Genomic DNA, 16,256 nt, shown 5'->3' with positions numbered 1-16,256 from the left:
CATTATCTAAGACCGAGCATTTTTAAAATAGTTCAGAAAAAGTTTTATTTTTTATAAAAAATTTTTTATTTGTGTTTCGATACCGGCTTCGTCTAAATGTAAGTCCGCTAAAATTTCTTGTTGTGTCCCTTGTGGGATAAAGAAATCAGGTAAACCAAGTTGTAATAATTTTGTTTGATGTTGTTGAGAATGTAAGACTTCAGCAACGGCACTGCCAGCCCCACCTTGAATGACGTTTTCTTCTAAAGTCACAATCAGGTCATGTGTTTGTGCAATTTGATGGATACGCTCAACATCAATAGGTTTAACAAAACGCATATCGATTACTGTCGCATTTAATTTTTCTGCCACGTTGATGGCGGTAGGTAATAAAGTGCCAAAATTTAAAATCGCAATTTTTTCGCCTTCACGAATCAGGTTGGATTTACCGAGTGCTAACATCGTTAATGGGGTGAGTTCAACACCAATGGCATTACCACGTGGATAACGTACGGCAGCAGGTTGATTGAGTTTGTAACCAGTATAAAGCATTTGACGACACTCATTTTCGTCGCTAGGTGTCATGATCACCATATTTGGGATACAGCGCAGAAAGCTAATATCAAAAGCGCCTTGATGAGTCTGACCATCTGCACCGACCACACCAGCCCGATCAATAGCAAATAAAACCGGCAGATTTTGAATAGCCACATCATGAATGAGTTGATCGTAGGCGCGCTGTAAAAAGGTGGAATAAATCGCTACTACGGGTTTATAACCCCCAATCGCCAAGCCAGCGGCAAACGTGACGGCATGTTGTTCAGCAATGGCAACATCAAAATATTGTTGTGGAAAACGGTTAGAAAACTCGACCATCCCTGACCCTTCACGCATAGCTGGTGTAATGCCGATCAGTTTAGGATCGTTTTCTGCCATTTCACACAGCCAATCACCAAAAATTTTTGAATAGGTTGGCGTTGTATTTGATTTAGGTAATTGACCACTTAAATGATCAAATTTAGGTACACCATGAAAGCCAATTGGGTCTTTTTCTGCCGGAGCGTAGCCTTTCCCTTTTTTGGTCATGATATGTAAAAATTGGGGACCTTTTAAGGCGCGCATATTTTTCAATGTGCTGATAAGTTCTTCAATGTTATGACCATCAATCGGACCAATATAGTTGAACCCTAGTTGCTCGAACATGGTACCCACAGGAGAAACAAAGCCTTTCACATGTTCTTCAGTCTTTTTGACAAATTCTTTAATCGGTGGCATACCAGAGAGGATTTTTTTACCCCCTTCACGGATAGAAGAATAAAATGATCCCGTTAATAAGCGGGCGAGATGATTGTTTAGCGCCCCGACATTTTCTGAAATGGACATTTCGTTATCATTCAAAATCACCAGCATATCGGTATGCAAGGCACCAGCATGATTCATTGCTTCAAACGCCATTCCTGCGGTAATGGCGCCATCACCAATCACACAGACTGTTTTACGTCCCGCATTTTCACGTTGTGCGGCAACGGCAATGCCTAAGCCTGCACTAATTGAGGTAGAAGAATGCCCAACACTTAACACATCAAATTCGCTTTCTTCACGCCATGGAAAAGGATGAATACCATTTTTCTGACGAATGGTGGACATTTGATCACGACGACCTGTTAAGATTTTATGTGGATAGGCTTGATGACCAACATCCCAAATCAGTTGATCAAAGGGGGTTTTATAGACATAGTGTAAGGCAACAGTTAATTCTACTGTGCCCAAGCCTGATGCCAAATGTCCACTACTTTGACTAACAGACTCTAATAAATATGCACGTAATTCCTGACAGATTTGGGGAAGTTGTTCTTTACTTAATAAACGTAAATCTTCAGGTGAATTAATTAATGATAACAGAGGATAATTTTGCATAGTTGTTAGTCAATTCCAAAATAATTAAAAAACTGACCGCACTTTGATCTTGGTATATTGTGCGGTTTAACTTTTTCTATTTACCACAAATTCAGCGATAGCACGAAGTGCACTGGTATCAAAAGGAATACTTTCTAATTCCGCGATTGCGCTTTGATACAGTTCTTGCGCTTTTTGTTTGGCACCCGCTAAGCCTAATAATTTGGGGTAGGTGCTTTTATCTGCTAATAAATCAGAACCCACGGTTTTACCAATAATGTCACTTTCGCCTTCAATATCTAAAATATCGTCTTGTACTTGAAAGGCTAAGCCAATGGTTTCCGAATACCGTTGTAATTGTTGTGCTAGCGTATCATTTTTAAAATGCGGAGAACAAATTCGCCCAAGCTGAATCGCTGCGGAAAGCATTGCCCCCGTTTTATTGCGGTGAATTTGTTCTAATTCGATTAAGCTAATGTGTTTTTGCTCAGAAATCAGATCGAGACTTTGCCCCAAACACATTCCTTTTACACCAGCTGCTTGACTTAGCGTTTGTACCAACGCAAGTTTTTGCTCTGCTTGCAGTGCAGGTGCTTGAGTTAATATTTCAAAAGCAAAGGCTTGCAACGCGTCACCAGCTAAAATCGCGGTGGCGTGATCAAAAGCAATATGGCAAGTTGGTTGTCCACGACGTAAATGATCATCATCCATCGCAGGGAGATCGTCGTGAATTAATGAATAGGCATGAACGGCTTCTACACTCGCCGCGGCATAATCGAGTTGGTTTAAGTCTGCGCCGAGCATTCGTCCTGTTGCATACACTAGGAAAGGACGGATACGTTTACCACCAAGGAGCACACCGTAACGCATGGCTTCGGCAAGAGGAGAGGGGCTGCTGTCCACATTCAATTGTTGCGCTAAAAAAGTATTAATACGTTGTTGGAGTTGGGGTAAGTCTTGTGAAAGTTGGTACATAACATGCTCGTATTGTTGTTATTCTTCCGCTTGGTAATCGCTTAATTTCGCGCTGTCACTTTTTTGTAATAAAATCTGAATGCGTTGTTCGGCTTGTTGTAAACGTTCTTGTCCCAAATGGGCAAGCTTAATGCCACGCTCAAATTCTTCTAAGGCGCTTTCCAAAGGAAGTTCACCACTTTCTAAACGTGTGACAATGGCTTCTAGCTGTTGTAGCGTATTTTCAAAATCTAATTCGGTTTTTTCTGTGCTTTTTTTAGCCATTGTATATCCTTTTTACGAAAGCATTAAGGGCACCATTGTACTGTATTTTTGGGCATATGTTAAAATTATTTGCGGATTTTCAACCCACTTTCTTGCCCGTTCATAGGATAATCAACAAGAAAGTGCGGTCGAATTGACCGCACTTTTGTTTTATTTCCTTGGCATTTCATGCCATTTTTATGCTTTCGCTTGTTTTGGTTGTTTAAATACCGTGACTTCTGGTGCTTCACCTGTGAATTTTTCTATTTGCACAATACAGGTATTTGGAGAGTTACCTTGTGCAAGTTTTGATGTACCAATGTCCATTGTCAAGACATTAGGGCAGCCATTTTTACATAGAGGTTTTTCGCTTACTCCTAAGTCTAATGGGTCATACCAAGCTCCTTCACATAAGCTGACAGTACCTTTGATGATATCAGGTGTGACAATTGCCCCTGCAAGGACTTGACCACGATTATTGAAAATACGCACAATATCACCGTCAGAAATCCCTCGAGTTTTTGCATCTTCTACATGGATCAGCACAGGTTCACGATCGTTCACGACGTATTTTTGACGCAGCGAAGTATTTGCTAATTGACTGTGTAACCGATAGTAAGGATGCGGGGTGACTAGCGCTAATGGATGTTCCGTAGTGACATTACCAGCAAACTCTTCTGGTTCAAACCAAGAAGGATAGCCACGGCAATCATCATAGTTCATCTTCGCAATCGTATCGGAGTAAATTTCAATTTTACCAGAAGGTGTGCCCAGTGGATTCAATAATGGATCTTCACGGAATTCACCATAACGAACCCATTTTTTTGCTTTTTCACTGGCACTAAATGTAATAGGTTTATTTTCTTCCCAGAATTTTTCAAATTTAGGTATGAGGACACGATTTTTGCGTGCGGCATCAAAAGCGGATTGGTAGAAATATTTTAACCAATCCATTTCACTTTTGCCTTCTGTGAATTTATCTTCTACGCCCGCACGTTTGGCTAATTCAGCAAAGACATCATAGTCATTACGTGCCTCAAATTGCGGTTCAACCACTTGTTTCATCGGCAGAATGTGCATCATGGAATAATCACCACTCATGGTTAAATCATTTCGCTCATAACTTGTCGTGATCGGTAATACAATATCTGCCATTCTTGCTGTTGGCGTCCAGTTGATTTCATTCACAATGATTGTTTCGGGTTTTTGCCATGCCTTGACTAAAGTATTGGTGTCTTGATGATGGACAAATGGGTTACCGCCTGCCCAATAAATTAATTTAATGTCAGGATAAGTGATTTCGGTACCATTGTATTGGATGGTTTTCCCTGGATTGAGTAAGACATCTGCAATACGTGCAAGTGGGAAACTGATTTTCGCTGATTTAGATAACCAAGATTGACCCGTATTTGAGGTATCGTTATCCAATGTTGCCGACATAGAACCAATGACACCACCAGTTGTGGTTGGTACACCACCATTTGAATAGTGATAACTGAAACCGAAGCCACCGCCAGGTAAACCAATTTGCCCTAGCATTGAGGCAAGTGTGACCATCATCCAGTGTGTTTGTTCACCGTGACGTTGGCGTTGCATCCCCCAGCCCCCCATCAGCATCGTGCGTTTTGATGAAAAGTCATTTGCAAGTTGCTTGATGACTTCTACAGGCACACCACTGATTTTACTTGCCCATTCGGCATCTTTTGCTTGTCCATCAATTTTTCCAAGCAAGTATTCTTCGAATTTTGCATAACCTGTAGTGTATTTTTTCAAGAAGGCTTTATCATGTTTGTCTTGTGTCACTAAGGTATGCGCAATTCCTAACATTAACGGCACATCTGTTGCTGTATTAGTTGGAATCCATTCGGCATTCAGCATTTTACAGGTTTCATTTTTGATTGGGTCAATACAAATGATACGCTTACCTGTGGCTTGATATTTTTTGAAATATTCAATGCCTTTTTGGTCTGTCACTGTCCAAGCAATACGCATTGTAGTCAGTGGGTTAGCAGACCAGAGCACGATGATATCAGTACTTTCTAAAATCGTTTCCCAACTGGTTTGTTGTTCGTAAACTTCAATAGTACCAAGTACATGAGGCATGATAACTTGTGCGGCACCAGTGGAGTAGTCACCTTTATGACCGACAAAGCCACCTGTTGCATTCAGATAACGATGTAATAATGTACGACTTGAATGGAGTGAACCTGAGCTTTTCCAACCATAAGATCCACCAAAGATATTTTCAAAACCGCCTTCTGAGCGAACACGTTTAAATTCTTTATCAATTAAATCAAGAGCCTGATCCCAAGATACGCGCACCCATTCATCATGACCACGCAGAGTCGTGTCACTTTTTCCTGGATTCGCTAAATAGCCTTTACGAACCATAGGGTATTTGATTCGTGTTTCACTATAAAGTTGATCAGGTACGACGGATTGTAATTCATTTTCAATAGCAGGCAGGATTGCAGGACCAGATTTAACGGCTTTGCCATTTTCAACTACAACACCTAAAGGTCCCCAGTGGGCAGCAGTAACAATTGTTTTACTGTCAGCTGCAATCGCCTTTGGTGACACAAGTGCACCAACGACACCACCGCTTAACGATGCGCCAGCAATACCAAGAGAGGAGCTTTTTAAAAACGCTCTACGTTTAACATCTACTTTGTTCTCTTTTTTCATATAAGGCCTCGCTTATTTAAGTCGTTAATGTTTTGACACCTTTCTAAAGATGAGTGGACAATCAATTTCTTGTTTATCCATGGCATAAGCGAACTTATTGCAGGCTTGTTACCATATCTTTTGACTTAGGTTCACAAGCTCGGCGTCAGTGATGAATTTTTAATGACTAGCACCTGATATATCTTTACTGTTACGTTGTAAATAAATCGTGAGTGCTCTTACTTCCTCAGCCGTTAATGCAGTACGATCTTTCATTGAATTAACGACGCCAATCCATTGATTCGCAGTATAGTGATCTGCTTCAATCACCGCATGGCAGCCACTACAATGAGTTTGATTTAATCGATTACCAAGTTGGTTGAGCCCAACTAAATCGGCAGTTAATTTATCTTGTGGTACAGTGATGTTAAGCATCACTTCTTTCCATTCAGAATCGGTGACTTCATCTTGGATTGTTTTTGTAATCGTGAGCTGTTCTCTCGCTTCTTCTTCCAACAATGCCAAAATAATCCGCTTCCCAAGCGCCATATAGACAATGGATTCAGCGCCTACTTGTTGCCAGCCTTTGAGGGTTGCTGTAGTTTTTCCCTCGTCCGTTTTCCATTCAGTCAATGTGGCATAAGGCATTAAACGTACTTCGCCTCCCTTTGTTGTTTGTGCGCTAGAAATCGTTTTTACATAGAGTGGTTGAGAATGATCTGTCGTTAAAACCGGTTTGTTTTCAGTTACTGTTGTTGGAGTGATTTCTTCGGGGATATCTGGTAAGAAATGGACAATGCCTTTATGACAATCAATACAGGTTTGTCCATCTGATTTGGCCAATTCATGCATGGTTTGTGCTGATTTTGATTGTAATGAAATTTCCATTGCATCTAAGCTATGGCAACTACGACAGGTCGCTGAATTTGTCGCTTTCATCTCATCCCAAACTTTTTTTGCCATTTCATAACGATGTTTTTCGAAAGCGTCTCTATCTGGTATTTTTCCCTTTAGCTCGTACCATACGTCTTTTAATGCGAAGACTTTGGCTTTGACATAATGCCACCCTTCGGGAGGAACATGGCAATCAGCACAATTTGCGCGGATACCTTTTTGATTGGAAAAATGAACACTTGTCTCCCATTCTTCCTGTGGAAATTGCATTGAATGACAACTTACACAGAATTCAGGTGAGCTAGTTTTATGCATCACATATTGCACTCCCAACAAAGTACCCGCACCCACAAGCATCAAAGCAAAAACTGTTAGGAGAGAATGTTTTTTTATTCTTGACATAAGCCACTCCATGAATGGTTATATATTTATTTATATAGCAAGATGTTATAAAAACAGCAAAATTACCTAAAAGGAGTTATCCTATTGTAGGTGCGTGGGCAGAATTATTTTTGATTTGAATCAAATAGTTGAAGGAAAATGTAGTAAAAGTGCTTTTTTACTGAGTAAAAAGGTTTATTTCTTATTGTTATATAAATTATTTTATAAAGCTTTGGGTTAGGTCGATGAAAGATTTTTGATTCTCGGGCAGATCTGATAGAATGCACCGCTTGTAACTTGAAGACAGAAAATAAATAAACTATGAAATTTGTGATTAAACTGTTTCCCGAAATTATGATTAAAAGTGAATCGGTACGTAAACGATTCGTCAAGATCTTAACTGGGAATATTCGTAATATTTTAACAAAACATGATGAAACTATTGCGGTGGTTCGTCATTGGGATTACATCGAAGTTCGTTCGAAAAAAGAAGAAAATCGACCGCACTTAATTGAATTATTAGGGCGTATTCCGGGCATTCATCACTTTTTAGAAGTAGATGAAAAGCCGTTTACAACGATACACGATATTTTTGAACAGACTTTGCAAGATATTGGAACAAGTCTTGAGAACAAAACATTTTGTGTACGGGTTAGACGAAAAGGCAAGCATACGTTTAATTCTTTGGATGTTGAACGTTATGTCGGTGGTGGCTTAAATCAACATATTCCGAGTGCCAAAGTACAACTGAGCAAACCAGATGTCACCGTGCGTATTGATATTGAAAATGACAACATGATGTTGATTAAAGCACGCCATGTTGGCATTGGCGGTTATCCGATTGGGACGCAAGAAGATGTATTATCACTGATTTCAGGTGGCTTTGATTCCGGTGTATCAAGTTATATGCTGATTCGACGTGGTTCACGTGTGCATTATTGCTTCTTTAATCTTGGCGGTGCGGCACATGAAATTGGTGTGAAACAAATGGCATACCATATTTGGCAACGTTATAGTGCATCACACAAAGTTCGTTTTGTGGCAATCAATTTTGAAGGCGTGGTCGGCGAAATTTTGGAAAAAGTCGATAACGGGCAGATGGGCGTTGTCTTAAAACGTATGATGGTGCGAGCAGCGAGCCGTATTGCCGAGCGTTTTGGGATTCAAGCGATCGTGACAGGCGAAGCACTTGGTCAAGTGTCGAGTCAAACCCTCACCAATTTACGCTTAATTGATGAGGCATCAGAGAGCTTAGTACTACGCCCATTAATCACCCACGATAAAGAACAGATTATCGCAATGGCGAAAGAAATTGGAACGGATGATATTGCTAAATCGATGCCCGAGTTTTGTGGTGTGATTTCGAAAAATCCAACGGTGAAAGCAATTAAAGCGAAGATTGAGCAAGAAGAACGTCATTTTGATTTTGCTGTATTAGAAAGTGCGGTGCAAAATGCACAATATTTAGATATTCGTCAGATTGCCGAACAGACTGAAAAAGAAGTAGTTGCAGTAGATACGGTCGCTGTTTTGAGTGCGCAAGATGTAATTTTGGATATTCGTAGTCCAGAAGAAACGGATGAAAAGCCACTCAATATGGAAAATGTGCAATTAATGCCATTTTATAAATTATCTTCACAATTTGCCAATTTGGATCAGAGTAAGAATTACCTTTTATATTGTGAGCGTGGTGTAATGAGCAAATTACAAGCCTTATATCTAAAAGAACAAGGATTTTCTAATGTGAAGGTTTTCCGTCAATAGGGGAAAAAGATGCCGAGCAGTTTACTCGGCATGTTTCACTTATTTTTTCCAAACGACGTGGAATTCACGATCTTCTTCACGATGAGAAATTAAGAATTTAGCAAAAATATCGTCCATTTCATCTTGTTCATTCACTAAGCCAATCCAGACTTCTGCATATTCTTCCGGATCAATTAAAACCCCAATTTCCATTTCCCAATCATCCGCGGTTTCGACAAACTCGACACCTCCGCGCTCTTCAAACTGGAGATTAAACAGCAAAATATCAGCAGGATCGAGGTGTTCTGGTGCCATTTCAAGGAAGATATCATAAGCAAGGTCAATGGCAACATCGGGATCTAATTTTGTTATCTCTGTCATTCTTTATTCCTTTAAGCATGTAATCAAAAATGCATCATAACATGAATTGGGATAAACATTAGGACAATTCAGCCAGTTTGTTGCTTTCTTTTTTCATGTGATTTTGTGTAAGAAGGTGAGCTTGATATCGTCTAATGGTCATATCCATTAAATTAAAAAAACAGAAAAAGAAAGACCGAATTACTTGTCTTTATTGGGGGAATACTATGCATAAATTAAACGAAAATGATGTCACACCGGAACATATTTTTTTCGAACGTCGTAAAATCATTCAAAGTATGGGATTAATGGGGGCAGCTTCATTATTGCCAGGTTTCTCATTGGCTGCGGAGAAACAAGATTCTCGTCAAGCCTTACATTTTGCGAAAGATCAAAATCCGCAAAACTTGCTGTTGACGCCTGAAAATAAGGTGATCGGTTATAACAATTTTTATGAATTTGGGGTGGATAAAGCTTCTCCAGCCAAATATGCCTCTGCATTAAAAACGGAGCCTTGGACGTTGCGCATTGAAGGCGAAGTCGAAAAACCGATGACATTTGATGTGCATCAGTTAATGCAGCAGCTACCATTGGAAGAGCGTATCTACCGTTTTCGTTGTGTTGAAGCGTGGTCGATGGTGATTCCTTGGATTGGTTTTGAACTGAATAAGTTATTGGCGTTAGTTCAGCCAACCAGTCAGGCGAAATATGTCGAATTTGAAACCTTGTATGATCCAGACAGTATGCCGGGACAAAAAAATCACTTTTTTGGTGGTGGCTTGATTTATCCTTATGTAGAAGGGTTAACAATGGCAGAAGCTATGCATCCTTTAACGTTATTATCAGTGGGACTGTATGGCAAAACGTTAGCCCCTCAGAATGGAGCCCCGATTCGTTTAGTCGTCCCTTGGAAATATGGCTTTAAGAATATTAAATCCATCGTGAAGATTACGCTTAAATCTGAACAACCGATGACAACCTGGCATCATGCGGCTCCACATGAGTATGGTTTTTATGCTAATGTGAATCCCGAAGTGGATCATCCACGTTGGTCACAAGCAAGTGAGCGCGTGATTGGTTCTGGTGGCTTATTGAGCGTGAAACGTCAGCCAACATTGCTGTTTAATGGTTATGCTGAACAGGTAGCACATTTATATCAAGATTTGGATTTAAGGACTTATTTCTGATGTTAAGTTTGTTCAGAATTATCATTCATGTGTGTTGTTTAGGTCCACTTGCTTGGCTAGCTTGGGTTTTGCTCAGTGGTGATGAAAACCAGCTCGGTGCAGACCCAATTAAAGAAATTCAACATTTTTTAGGCTTTAGTGCGCTCACTATTTTGTTGATCATGTTCATCTTGGGCAAGGTGTTCTATTTATTAAAACAGCCACAACTTCAAGTGTTACGTCGTGCATTAGGCTTATGGGCATGGTTTTATGTTGTCTTACATGTTTATGCTTATTTGGCGTTAGAGTTAGGCTATGACTTTTCTTTATTTGTGCAAGAGTTAGTAAACAGAGGTTATCTAATTATTGGGGCTATTGCCTTTTTGATTTTGACCTTGATGGCGCTCAGTTCATGGTCTTATTTAAAACTGAAAATGGGCAAATGGTGGTTTTACCTGCATCAATTAGGCTATTATGCGTTGCTTTTGGGGGCAATCCATTACGTTTGGTCGGTCAAAAATGTGACATTTTCTTCTATGTTATATTTGATTTTGTCTGTCATGATACTGTGTGACGCCTTATACGGTTTGTTCATAAAAAGAAAAGGATGAGGCACAAGCGCTCATACTGGAAAAGATTGATCTACGAAATAAGTGCGGTAGAATATCGCACTTATTTTTTATGATCTGTTTTAGAGAGTGTCACGAATTGATGAAGGCGTCAATTGAACCTGATTTTTGGAAACACAAAACCTTACTTGAAATGAGCGACGCAGAGTGGGAAGCACTCTGCGATGGTTGTGGTAAATGTTGTTATCGAAAATTCATTGAGGGGCATGGTAAACGTAAGAAACTGTATTACACTCGCATTGCATGTAATCTTTTAGACTTAGAAACGGGAAGATGCACTAATTATGCAAAACGTTTTCAGTTAGAAACTGATTGCACGAAACTAACTAAGAAAAATTTACCCGATTTTCATTGGCTTTCCCCGACGTGTGCTTATCGTTTATTAAATGAAAATAAACCGCTCTTTGACTGGCATCCGCTGATTTCCGGCGATCCTCATTCTGTAAAAAAAGCCAATATTTTGATTAAACAGGGTATTCATGAAAAAGATGTCATTGATTGGTTTGAGTTTGTCGTTGATGGACATTAAAACCTGTTTATTTCTATTCGCGATTATCGCCGGGAGAGTCAGGAGCTCAATAAGCAGACGAGCTAGAGATGGCGACTTATTAGAAAACCAGTAGATATAGGTTAGTCCAGTCACAAAATACGTTGATATGTCCTCTTGATGAGGGGATTTATTTTCCCTTATCGGCGTAAAATCACGTTATGTGATTAAAAAACGTGTCAATACCAAAAATATTTGCGCTGTATTTATCACACTGTCACATTTGATTTTTGAATCATAACCTTTGCACTCAAACCCACTTTTCTGATGTGGATTTTTTATGCACAATTCGGTCCTCAAAATTAGCTTAACACCTTGCAAATCCTGAAAATAAATTATCTTGACGAAGATCACTAATTTAAATAAAAGTCATTGCCTTTGTAGGTTGCTTGGATAGAATAACTATTAATCATTAGTCTAGTTTAGGTTGTTATTAATGGATATTGCATACATCCGGCGGGAGGCTGAAAAGCAAGGCATTGCGCCCTCTCATTATGACATTAATGGGAATTTGATTTACGCCAGCCAAGAGACGTTAACTTATTTTACGGATTTATTGAAATCTTCGTCAGCCACATCAGAGGCACAATTACATTTTGATGATGTTGTCGTGTTTCTTGAAAATGAACCGATTCAGTATGCATTAACGCGTCTTCCTGTGGTTAACCAAACGCCACTGTCTTGCCAAATCATGGATGAAGCGGGTAAACATATTCTGACACAATCCTGTATTGAGCGTGACGTTATCACCTTACCTGCACTTGAGTTTGGTTATTATCATCTGCGGATCACTTATGAAAATCACGCTTATTCTGTCCGTTTATTGATCAGTCCTAAAACAGCGTATCAACCCCCTGTGTTACAGCAAAGAAAAGCATGGGGATTGAACGTTCAATTATATAGCTTACGCTCGAAGCAGAATTGGGGAATTGGGGATTTTGCAGACCTAGCGTATTTAGTTGAACAGGCGACGAAGTATGGCGTGGATTTTATAGGCATTAATCCGTTGCATTTGATGTATAGTGCGGTACCAGAATGGGCGAGCCCTTATAGCTCATCTTCTCGTCGTTGGTTGAACCCTATTTATTTATCTGTGACCACATTGCCAGAATTTAAATGCTGTAAAAGCGTGCAGCATTGGTTTGCTTCCGACGAGATTCAAGACTTGCTTGAGCAGTTACAAGCAACAGAATTAGTGGATTATGCACAAGTTATGTGGTTAAAGCAGAATGCACTTGAACAATTGTTTGCTTTCTCAAAGCGCAGTCAATCGACTTCTATCATTCAACGCCGTCAAGCCTTTTTGCAATTCATGCAACAGCAAGGTGAACCGTTATTGTTACAAGGCTTATTTGAAGTATTAGACCGTCAATCGCACTCAAATATGCCAACAGAAAAAGAGATTGGCTGGCTAGGTTGGCGTCGTGAATGGCAACAGTTAAGCCCAGCAAAACGCCAAACGTTACTCAAAACGCATCAAGCAGAGATTGAGTTTTACGCTTGGTTACAATGGTTAGCGACAGAACAATTAACGGATATTCAAGCATTGTGTCATCGCCTCGGCATGAATTTGGGGATTTATGGTGATTTGGCAGTTAATAGTTCACGCGGTAGTGCGGATGTGTGGACTGATCCCGAATTGTACTTTGTGAATGCCTCCGTAGGGGCGCCGCCGGATCCTTTAGGACCCGTTGGGCAAAACTGGAACTTACCCCCTTATAATCCTGCGATCTTAACCCGCCGTGGTTTTCAACCTTTTATTGATATGTTGCGCAGTAATATGCAGCATTTTGGGATCTTGCGTATTGACCATGTGATGGGGTTATTCCGTTTATGGTTGATTCCCGAAGAAAAAAGCGCAGCCGATGGTGTGTATGTCCATTATCCCTTTGAGGCGTTAATGGCGATTTTAACGATAGAAAGCCAACGCAATCGTTGCTTGATTGTAGGGGAAGACTTGGGCACTGTCCCAGATGAAGTGCGGTCAAAATTAAATCAGTTACACATTTTTTCTTACTTTGTCTTATATTTTGAGCAACGTAATCGTCAATATCCCGCAAGTGAACAATTTCCAGTGAAAGCTTTTGCTACCATTGGCACGCATGACGTACCGTCGTTACAAAGTTTCTGGCACTGTGTTGATTTACAACTTTTTAATCAACTCGGCATTCTAGACGGTGAGATCTTGCAACAAAAATATGAACAACGCGTGATTGATAAACAAGCATTATTGGACACGTTGCATCGTGATGGCTATTTGCCCCCTCATTATGAAGGAAATGCCTTATCAATGGCGATGCATGCTCATCTTAACTATGTGTTACACCAATATTTAGCCAGAAGTTGTACTCAATTGATTGGGGTACAACTGGAAAATATATTAAGCCAAGAAATTTCATTTAATTTACCCGGTACTGATAGGGAATATCCAAACTGGCGTAAAAAGCTCGCATGTACACTTGAACAAATGTTTAGTGATAAGCATATCACCGCGTTTTTAAGCGCGATTGATCAAGCTCGTCATGCATGAATTTAGTTAAAGTCGAATTTGAGGATTTGTTATGGTTCAATTAGTTTCACCTTCCGTGATCAATCAATTTTTTGAAGGAACGCATGCAGACCCATTTTCTGTGTTAGGGATGCATGAAACAGAGAAAGGAATTGAAATTCGCGCATTATTGCCGGATGCGAGCCGTGTGGTTGTGATTGACAGGGAAACGCATAACGCCGTTTGCGAATTAGAGCACGTCGATGAACGCGGTTTCTTTGCCGCGGTCATACCGAAAACAAGAACGTTTTTTGCCTATCAGTTACAGGTTTTTTGGGGCGCTGAATCACAATTTATTGAAGATCCTTACCGTTTCCATCCGATGCTGGCGGATTTAGACAATTGGCTGTTGAGTGAAGGATCGCATTTACGTCCTTATGAAGTGCTTGGTGCGCATTTTATGGAATGTGATGGTGTGTCCGGGGTGAATTTCCGTTTATGGGCACCAAATGCAAAACGTGTTTCGATTGTGGGCGATTTTAACTATTGGGATGGGCGTCGCCACCCAATGCGTTTTCATCAAAAGAGCGGTGTGTGGGAACTGTTTTTACCGAAAGCCTCATTGGGTCAACTGTATAAATTTGAATTGATAGATTGTCATGGTCAGTTACGCTTAAAAGCGGATCCTTATGCCTTTAGTTCACAACTGCGTCCTGATACGGCCTCACAAATTAGCGCGTTACCCGAAATTGTGCCAATGACAGAACAACGTCGTAAAGCGAATCAATTTGATCAACCCATTTCGATTTATGAAGTCCACCTTGGTTCGTGGCGTCGCAATTTAGAAAATAATTTTTGGTTGGATTATGATCAAATCGCCGATGAGCTCATTCCTTATGTGAAAGAGATGGGCTTTACTCACATTGAATTTTTACCGATTTCTGAATTTCCATTTGATGGTTCTTGGGGCTATCAACCCTTGGGGCTGTACTCGCCAACCAGTCGGTTTGGTACAGCAGAAGGCTTTAAGCGTTTAATTGAAAAAGCACACCAAGCTGGGATCAATGTTATTTTAGACTGGGTACCCGGTCATTTCCCAAGTGATACTCACGGCTTAGCGGCATTTGATGGCACGGCGCTTTATGAACATGCTGATCCGCGTGAAGGCTACCACCAAGATTGGAATACCTTAATTTATAACTATGGACGTAATGAAGTGCGTAACTTTTTATCCAGTAATGCACTTTATTGGCTAGAACGTTTTGGCTTGGATGGTATTCGGGTGGATGCCGTTGCTTCGATGATTTATCGTGATTATAGCCGTGCCGAAGGAGAGTGGATTCCAAACCAATACGGTGGACGTGAAAATTTAGAAGCCATTGAATTTTTAAAACACACTAACTGGAAAATTGATTCTGAAGTACAAGGCGCGATTTCGATTGCTGAAGAATCGACATCTTTTGCAGGCGTTACCAAGCCGTCCACAGAAGGGGGGCTAGGATTCCACTTTAAATGGAATATGGGCTGGATGAATGACACCTTGTCTTACATGCAAAAAGATCCTGTGTATCGTCAATATCACCACGATCAAATGACTTTTGGTATGGTGTATCAATACAGCGAAAATTTTGTGTTACCGCTATCCCACGATGAAGTGGTACACGGTAAATGTTCTTTACTCGGTAAAATGCCGGGTGATGCATGGCAAAAATTTGCTAACTTGCGCGCTTATTATGGTTATATGTGGGGCTATCCGGGTAAAAAATTGCTCTTTATGGGCAATGAATTTGCGCAAGGGCGCGAATGGAATTATCAAGAAAGCCTCGATTGGTTTTTACTGGAAGAAGAGCACGGTGGGCGATGGCATCAAGGCGTGCAATTGTTAGTGAAAGATCTCAATCATATTTATCAACAACATGCCTCGTTATTTGAACTCGACGGCTCGCCAGAAGGATTTGACTGGTTAGTGGTTGATGATCGTCAAAACTCGGTGTTTGCCTTTGAACGCCGCAGTAAAGACGGAGAGCGAATTATTGTCGTGAGTAACTTCACGCCAGTACCACGTCATGATTATCGTTTTGGTGTCAATATGGCGGGTAACTATGTGGAAATCTTAAACACAGATTCGGCATTTTATCAGGGGTCGAATGTTGGTAATTACGGTGAAGTAGGCAGTGAAGCGATTCCAAGCCATGCGCGAGCACAATCAATTTGTGTATCTATTCCGCCACTCGCCACGATTTATTTGAAATATCAAGGGGAATAACGGTGCGTGATAGGCTGTCCTATTC

At 40.5% G+C, this 16,256-nt stretch carries 12 protein-coding genes and 1 riboswitch; of the genes, 6 read left to right on the top strand and 6 right to left on the bottom strand.

Annotated elements, in window-relative coordinates; all coding sequences use genetic code 11:
• Positions 1–51: 51 nt before the first annotated feature.
• The 5 genes from dxs to KPF51_RS04890 form a co-directional block, all read right to left on the bottom strand.
• Positions 52–1,896, bottom strand: coding sequence for a 1-deoxy-D-xylulose-5-phosphate synthase (gene dxs / locus KPF51_RS04910; RefSeq protein WP_005756428.1), 1,845 nt, complete (start codon positions 1,894–1,896; stop codon positions 52–54).
• Between the two features lie 66 nt (positions 1,897–1,962).
• Complete coding sequence (gene ispA, locus KPF51_RS04905) at positions 1,963–2,850, bottom strand: (2E,6E)-farnesyl diphosphate synthase (protein ID WP_064661120.1); 888 nt, start codon at positions 2,848–2,850, stop codon at positions 1,963–1,965.
• Between the two features lie 18 nt (positions 2,851–2,868).
• The gene (xseB, locus tag KPF51_RS04900) at positions 2,869–3,114 is read right to left on the bottom strand and encodes an exodeoxyribonuclease VII small subunit (protein WP_005721990.1); all 246 of its coding nucleotides are present in this window, start codon (positions 3,112–3,114) and stop codon (positions 2,869–2,871) included.
• Positions 3,115–3,291: 177 nt separating this feature from the next.
• Entirely contained in the window at positions 3,292–5,778 is a 2,487-nt protein-coding gene (gene torA / locus KPF51_RS04895) for a trimethylamine-N-oxide reductase TorA (protein WP_061406001.1), read from the bottom strand.
• A 20-nt stretch (positions 5,779–5,798) separates the two neighbouring features.
• Positions 5,799–5,935, bottom strand: a riboswitch (molybdenum cofactor riboswitch).
• 2 nt (positions 5,936–5,937) lie between these two features.
• Positions 5,938–7,053, bottom strand: coding sequence for a NapC/NirT family cytochrome c (locus KPF51_RS04890; RefSeq protein WP_014325971.1), 1,116 nt, complete (start codon positions 7,051–7,053; stop codon positions 5,938–5,940).
• 300 nt (positions 7,054–7,353) lie between these two features.
• Between KPF51_RS04890 and thiI the strand changes: the two genes are divergently transcribed.
• Positions 7,354–8,796 carry a tRNA uracil 4-sulfurtransferase ThiI gene (thiI, locus tag KPF51_RS04885; protein ID WP_005753929.1) on the top strand — a complete coding sequence of 481 codons (1,443 nt, stop codon included), beginning with the start codon at positions 7,354–7,356 and terminating at the stop codon, positions 8,794–8,796.
• Between the two features lie 39 nt (positions 8,797–8,835).
• Here thiI and KPF51_RS04880 read toward each other — a convergent pair whose 3' ends face one another.
• Complete coding sequence (locus tag KPF51_RS04880; protein ID WP_005721994.1) at positions 8,836–9,156, bottom strand: HI1450 family dsDNA-mimic protein; 321 nt, start codon at positions 9,154–9,156, stop codon at positions 8,836–8,838.
• Between the two features lie 206 nt (positions 9,157–9,362).
• Here KPF51_RS04880 and msrP point away from each other — a divergent pair, with 206 nt between their 5' ends.
• The 5 genes from msrP (at position 9,363) to glgB (ending at position 16,231) form a co-directional block, all read left to right on the top strand.
• Positions 9,363–10,322, top strand: coding sequence for a protein-methionine-sulfoxide reductase catalytic subunit MsrP (gene msrP / locus KPF51_RS04875; RefSeq protein ID WP_061406002.1), 960 nt, complete (start codon positions 9,363–9,365; stop codon positions 10,320–10,322).
• Positions 10,322–10,912, top strand: coding sequence for a protein-methionine-sulfoxide reductase heme-binding subunit MsrQ (msrQ, locus tag KPF51_RS04870; RefSeq protein ID WP_005726327.1), 591 nt, complete (start codon positions 10,322–10,324; stop codon positions 10,910–10,912). The genes msrP and msrQ overlap by 1 nt, the downstream gene beginning before the upstream one ends.
• A 100-nt stretch (positions 10,913–11,012) precedes the next feature.
• Complete coding sequence (locus KPF51_RS04865; protein WP_061406003.1) at positions 11,013–11,459, top strand: YcgN family cysteine cluster protein; 447 nt, start codon at positions 11,013–11,015, stop codon at positions 11,457–11,459.
• A 454-nt stretch (positions 11,460–11,913) separates the two neighbouring features.
• Positions 11,914–14,007 (top strand): 4-alpha-glucanotransferase, encoded by a 2,094-nt coding sequence (malQ, locus tag KPF51_RS04860; protein ID WP_211599581.1) that lies wholly within the window; start codon positions 11,914–11,916, stop codon positions 14,005–14,007.
• 31 nt (positions 14,008–14,038) lie between these two features.
• Positions 14,039–16,231: a 1,4-alpha-glucan branching protein GlgB gene (gene glgB / locus KPF51_RS04855; RefSeq protein WP_005726331.1), complete on the top strand. Its 2,193-nt coding sequence runs from the start codon at positions 14,039–14,041 to the stop codon at positions 16,229–16,231.
• The last annotated feature ends 25 nt before the right edge of the window (positions 16,232–16,256 follow it).

Origin of the sequence: Pasteurella sp. XG20 (assembly GCF_018968665.1) — a bacterium.
Taxonomy (GTDB): domain Bacteria; phylum Pseudomonadota; class Gammaproteobacteria; order Enterobacterales; family Pasteurellaceae; genus Pasteurella; species Pasteurella multocida.
This window is presented reverse-complemented; position numbering and strand designations above follow the sequence as displayed.

Excerpts from the sequence above, each read along its gene's own strand:
- dxs (WP_005756428.1), bottom strand. The coding sequence starts at position 1,896 with ATGCAAAATTATCCTCTGTTATCATTAATTAATTCACCTGAAGATTTA.
- ispA (WP_064661120.1), bottom strand. The coding sequence starts at position 2,850 with ATGTACCAACTTTCACAAGACTTACCCCAACTCCAACAACGTATTAAT.
- xseB (WP_005721990.1), bottom strand. The coding sequence starts at position 3,114 with ATGGCTAAAAAAAGCACAGAAAAAACCGAATTAGATTTTGAAAATACG.
- torA (WP_061406001.1), bottom strand. The coding sequence starts at position 5,778 with ATGAAAAAAGAGAACAAAGTAGATGTTAAACGTAGAGCGTTTTTAAAA.
- KPF51_RS04890 (WP_014325971.1), bottom strand. The coding sequence starts at position 7,053 with ATGTCAAGAATAAAAAAACATTCTCTCCTAACAGTTTTTGCTTTGATG.
- thiI (WP_005753929.1), top strand. The coding sequence starts at position 7,354 with ATGAAATTTGTGATTAAACTGTTTCCCGAAATTATGATTAAAAGTGAA.
- KPF51_RS04880 (WP_005721994.1), bottom strand. The coding sequence starts at position 9,156 with ATGACAGAGATAACAAAATTAGATCCCGATGTTGCCATTGACCTTGCT.
- msrP (WP_061406002.1), top strand. The coding sequence starts at position 9,363 with ATGCATAAATTAAACGAAAATGATGTCACACCGGAACATATTTTTTTC.
- msrQ (WP_005726327.1), top strand. The coding sequence starts at position 10,322 with ATGTTAAGTTTGTTCAGAATTATCATTCATGTGTGTTGTTTAGGTCCA.
- KPF51_RS04865 (WP_061406003.1), top strand. The coding sequence starts at position 11,013 with ATGAAGGCGTCAATTGAACCTGATTTTTGGAAACACAAAACCTTACTT.
- malQ (WP_211599581.1), top strand. The coding sequence starts at position 11,914 with ATGGATATTGCATACATCCGGCGGGAGGCTGAAAAGCAAGGCATTGCG.
- glgB (WP_005726331.1), top strand. The coding sequence starts at position 14,039 with ATGGTTCAATTAGTTTCACCTTCCGTGATCAATCAATTTTTTGAAGGA.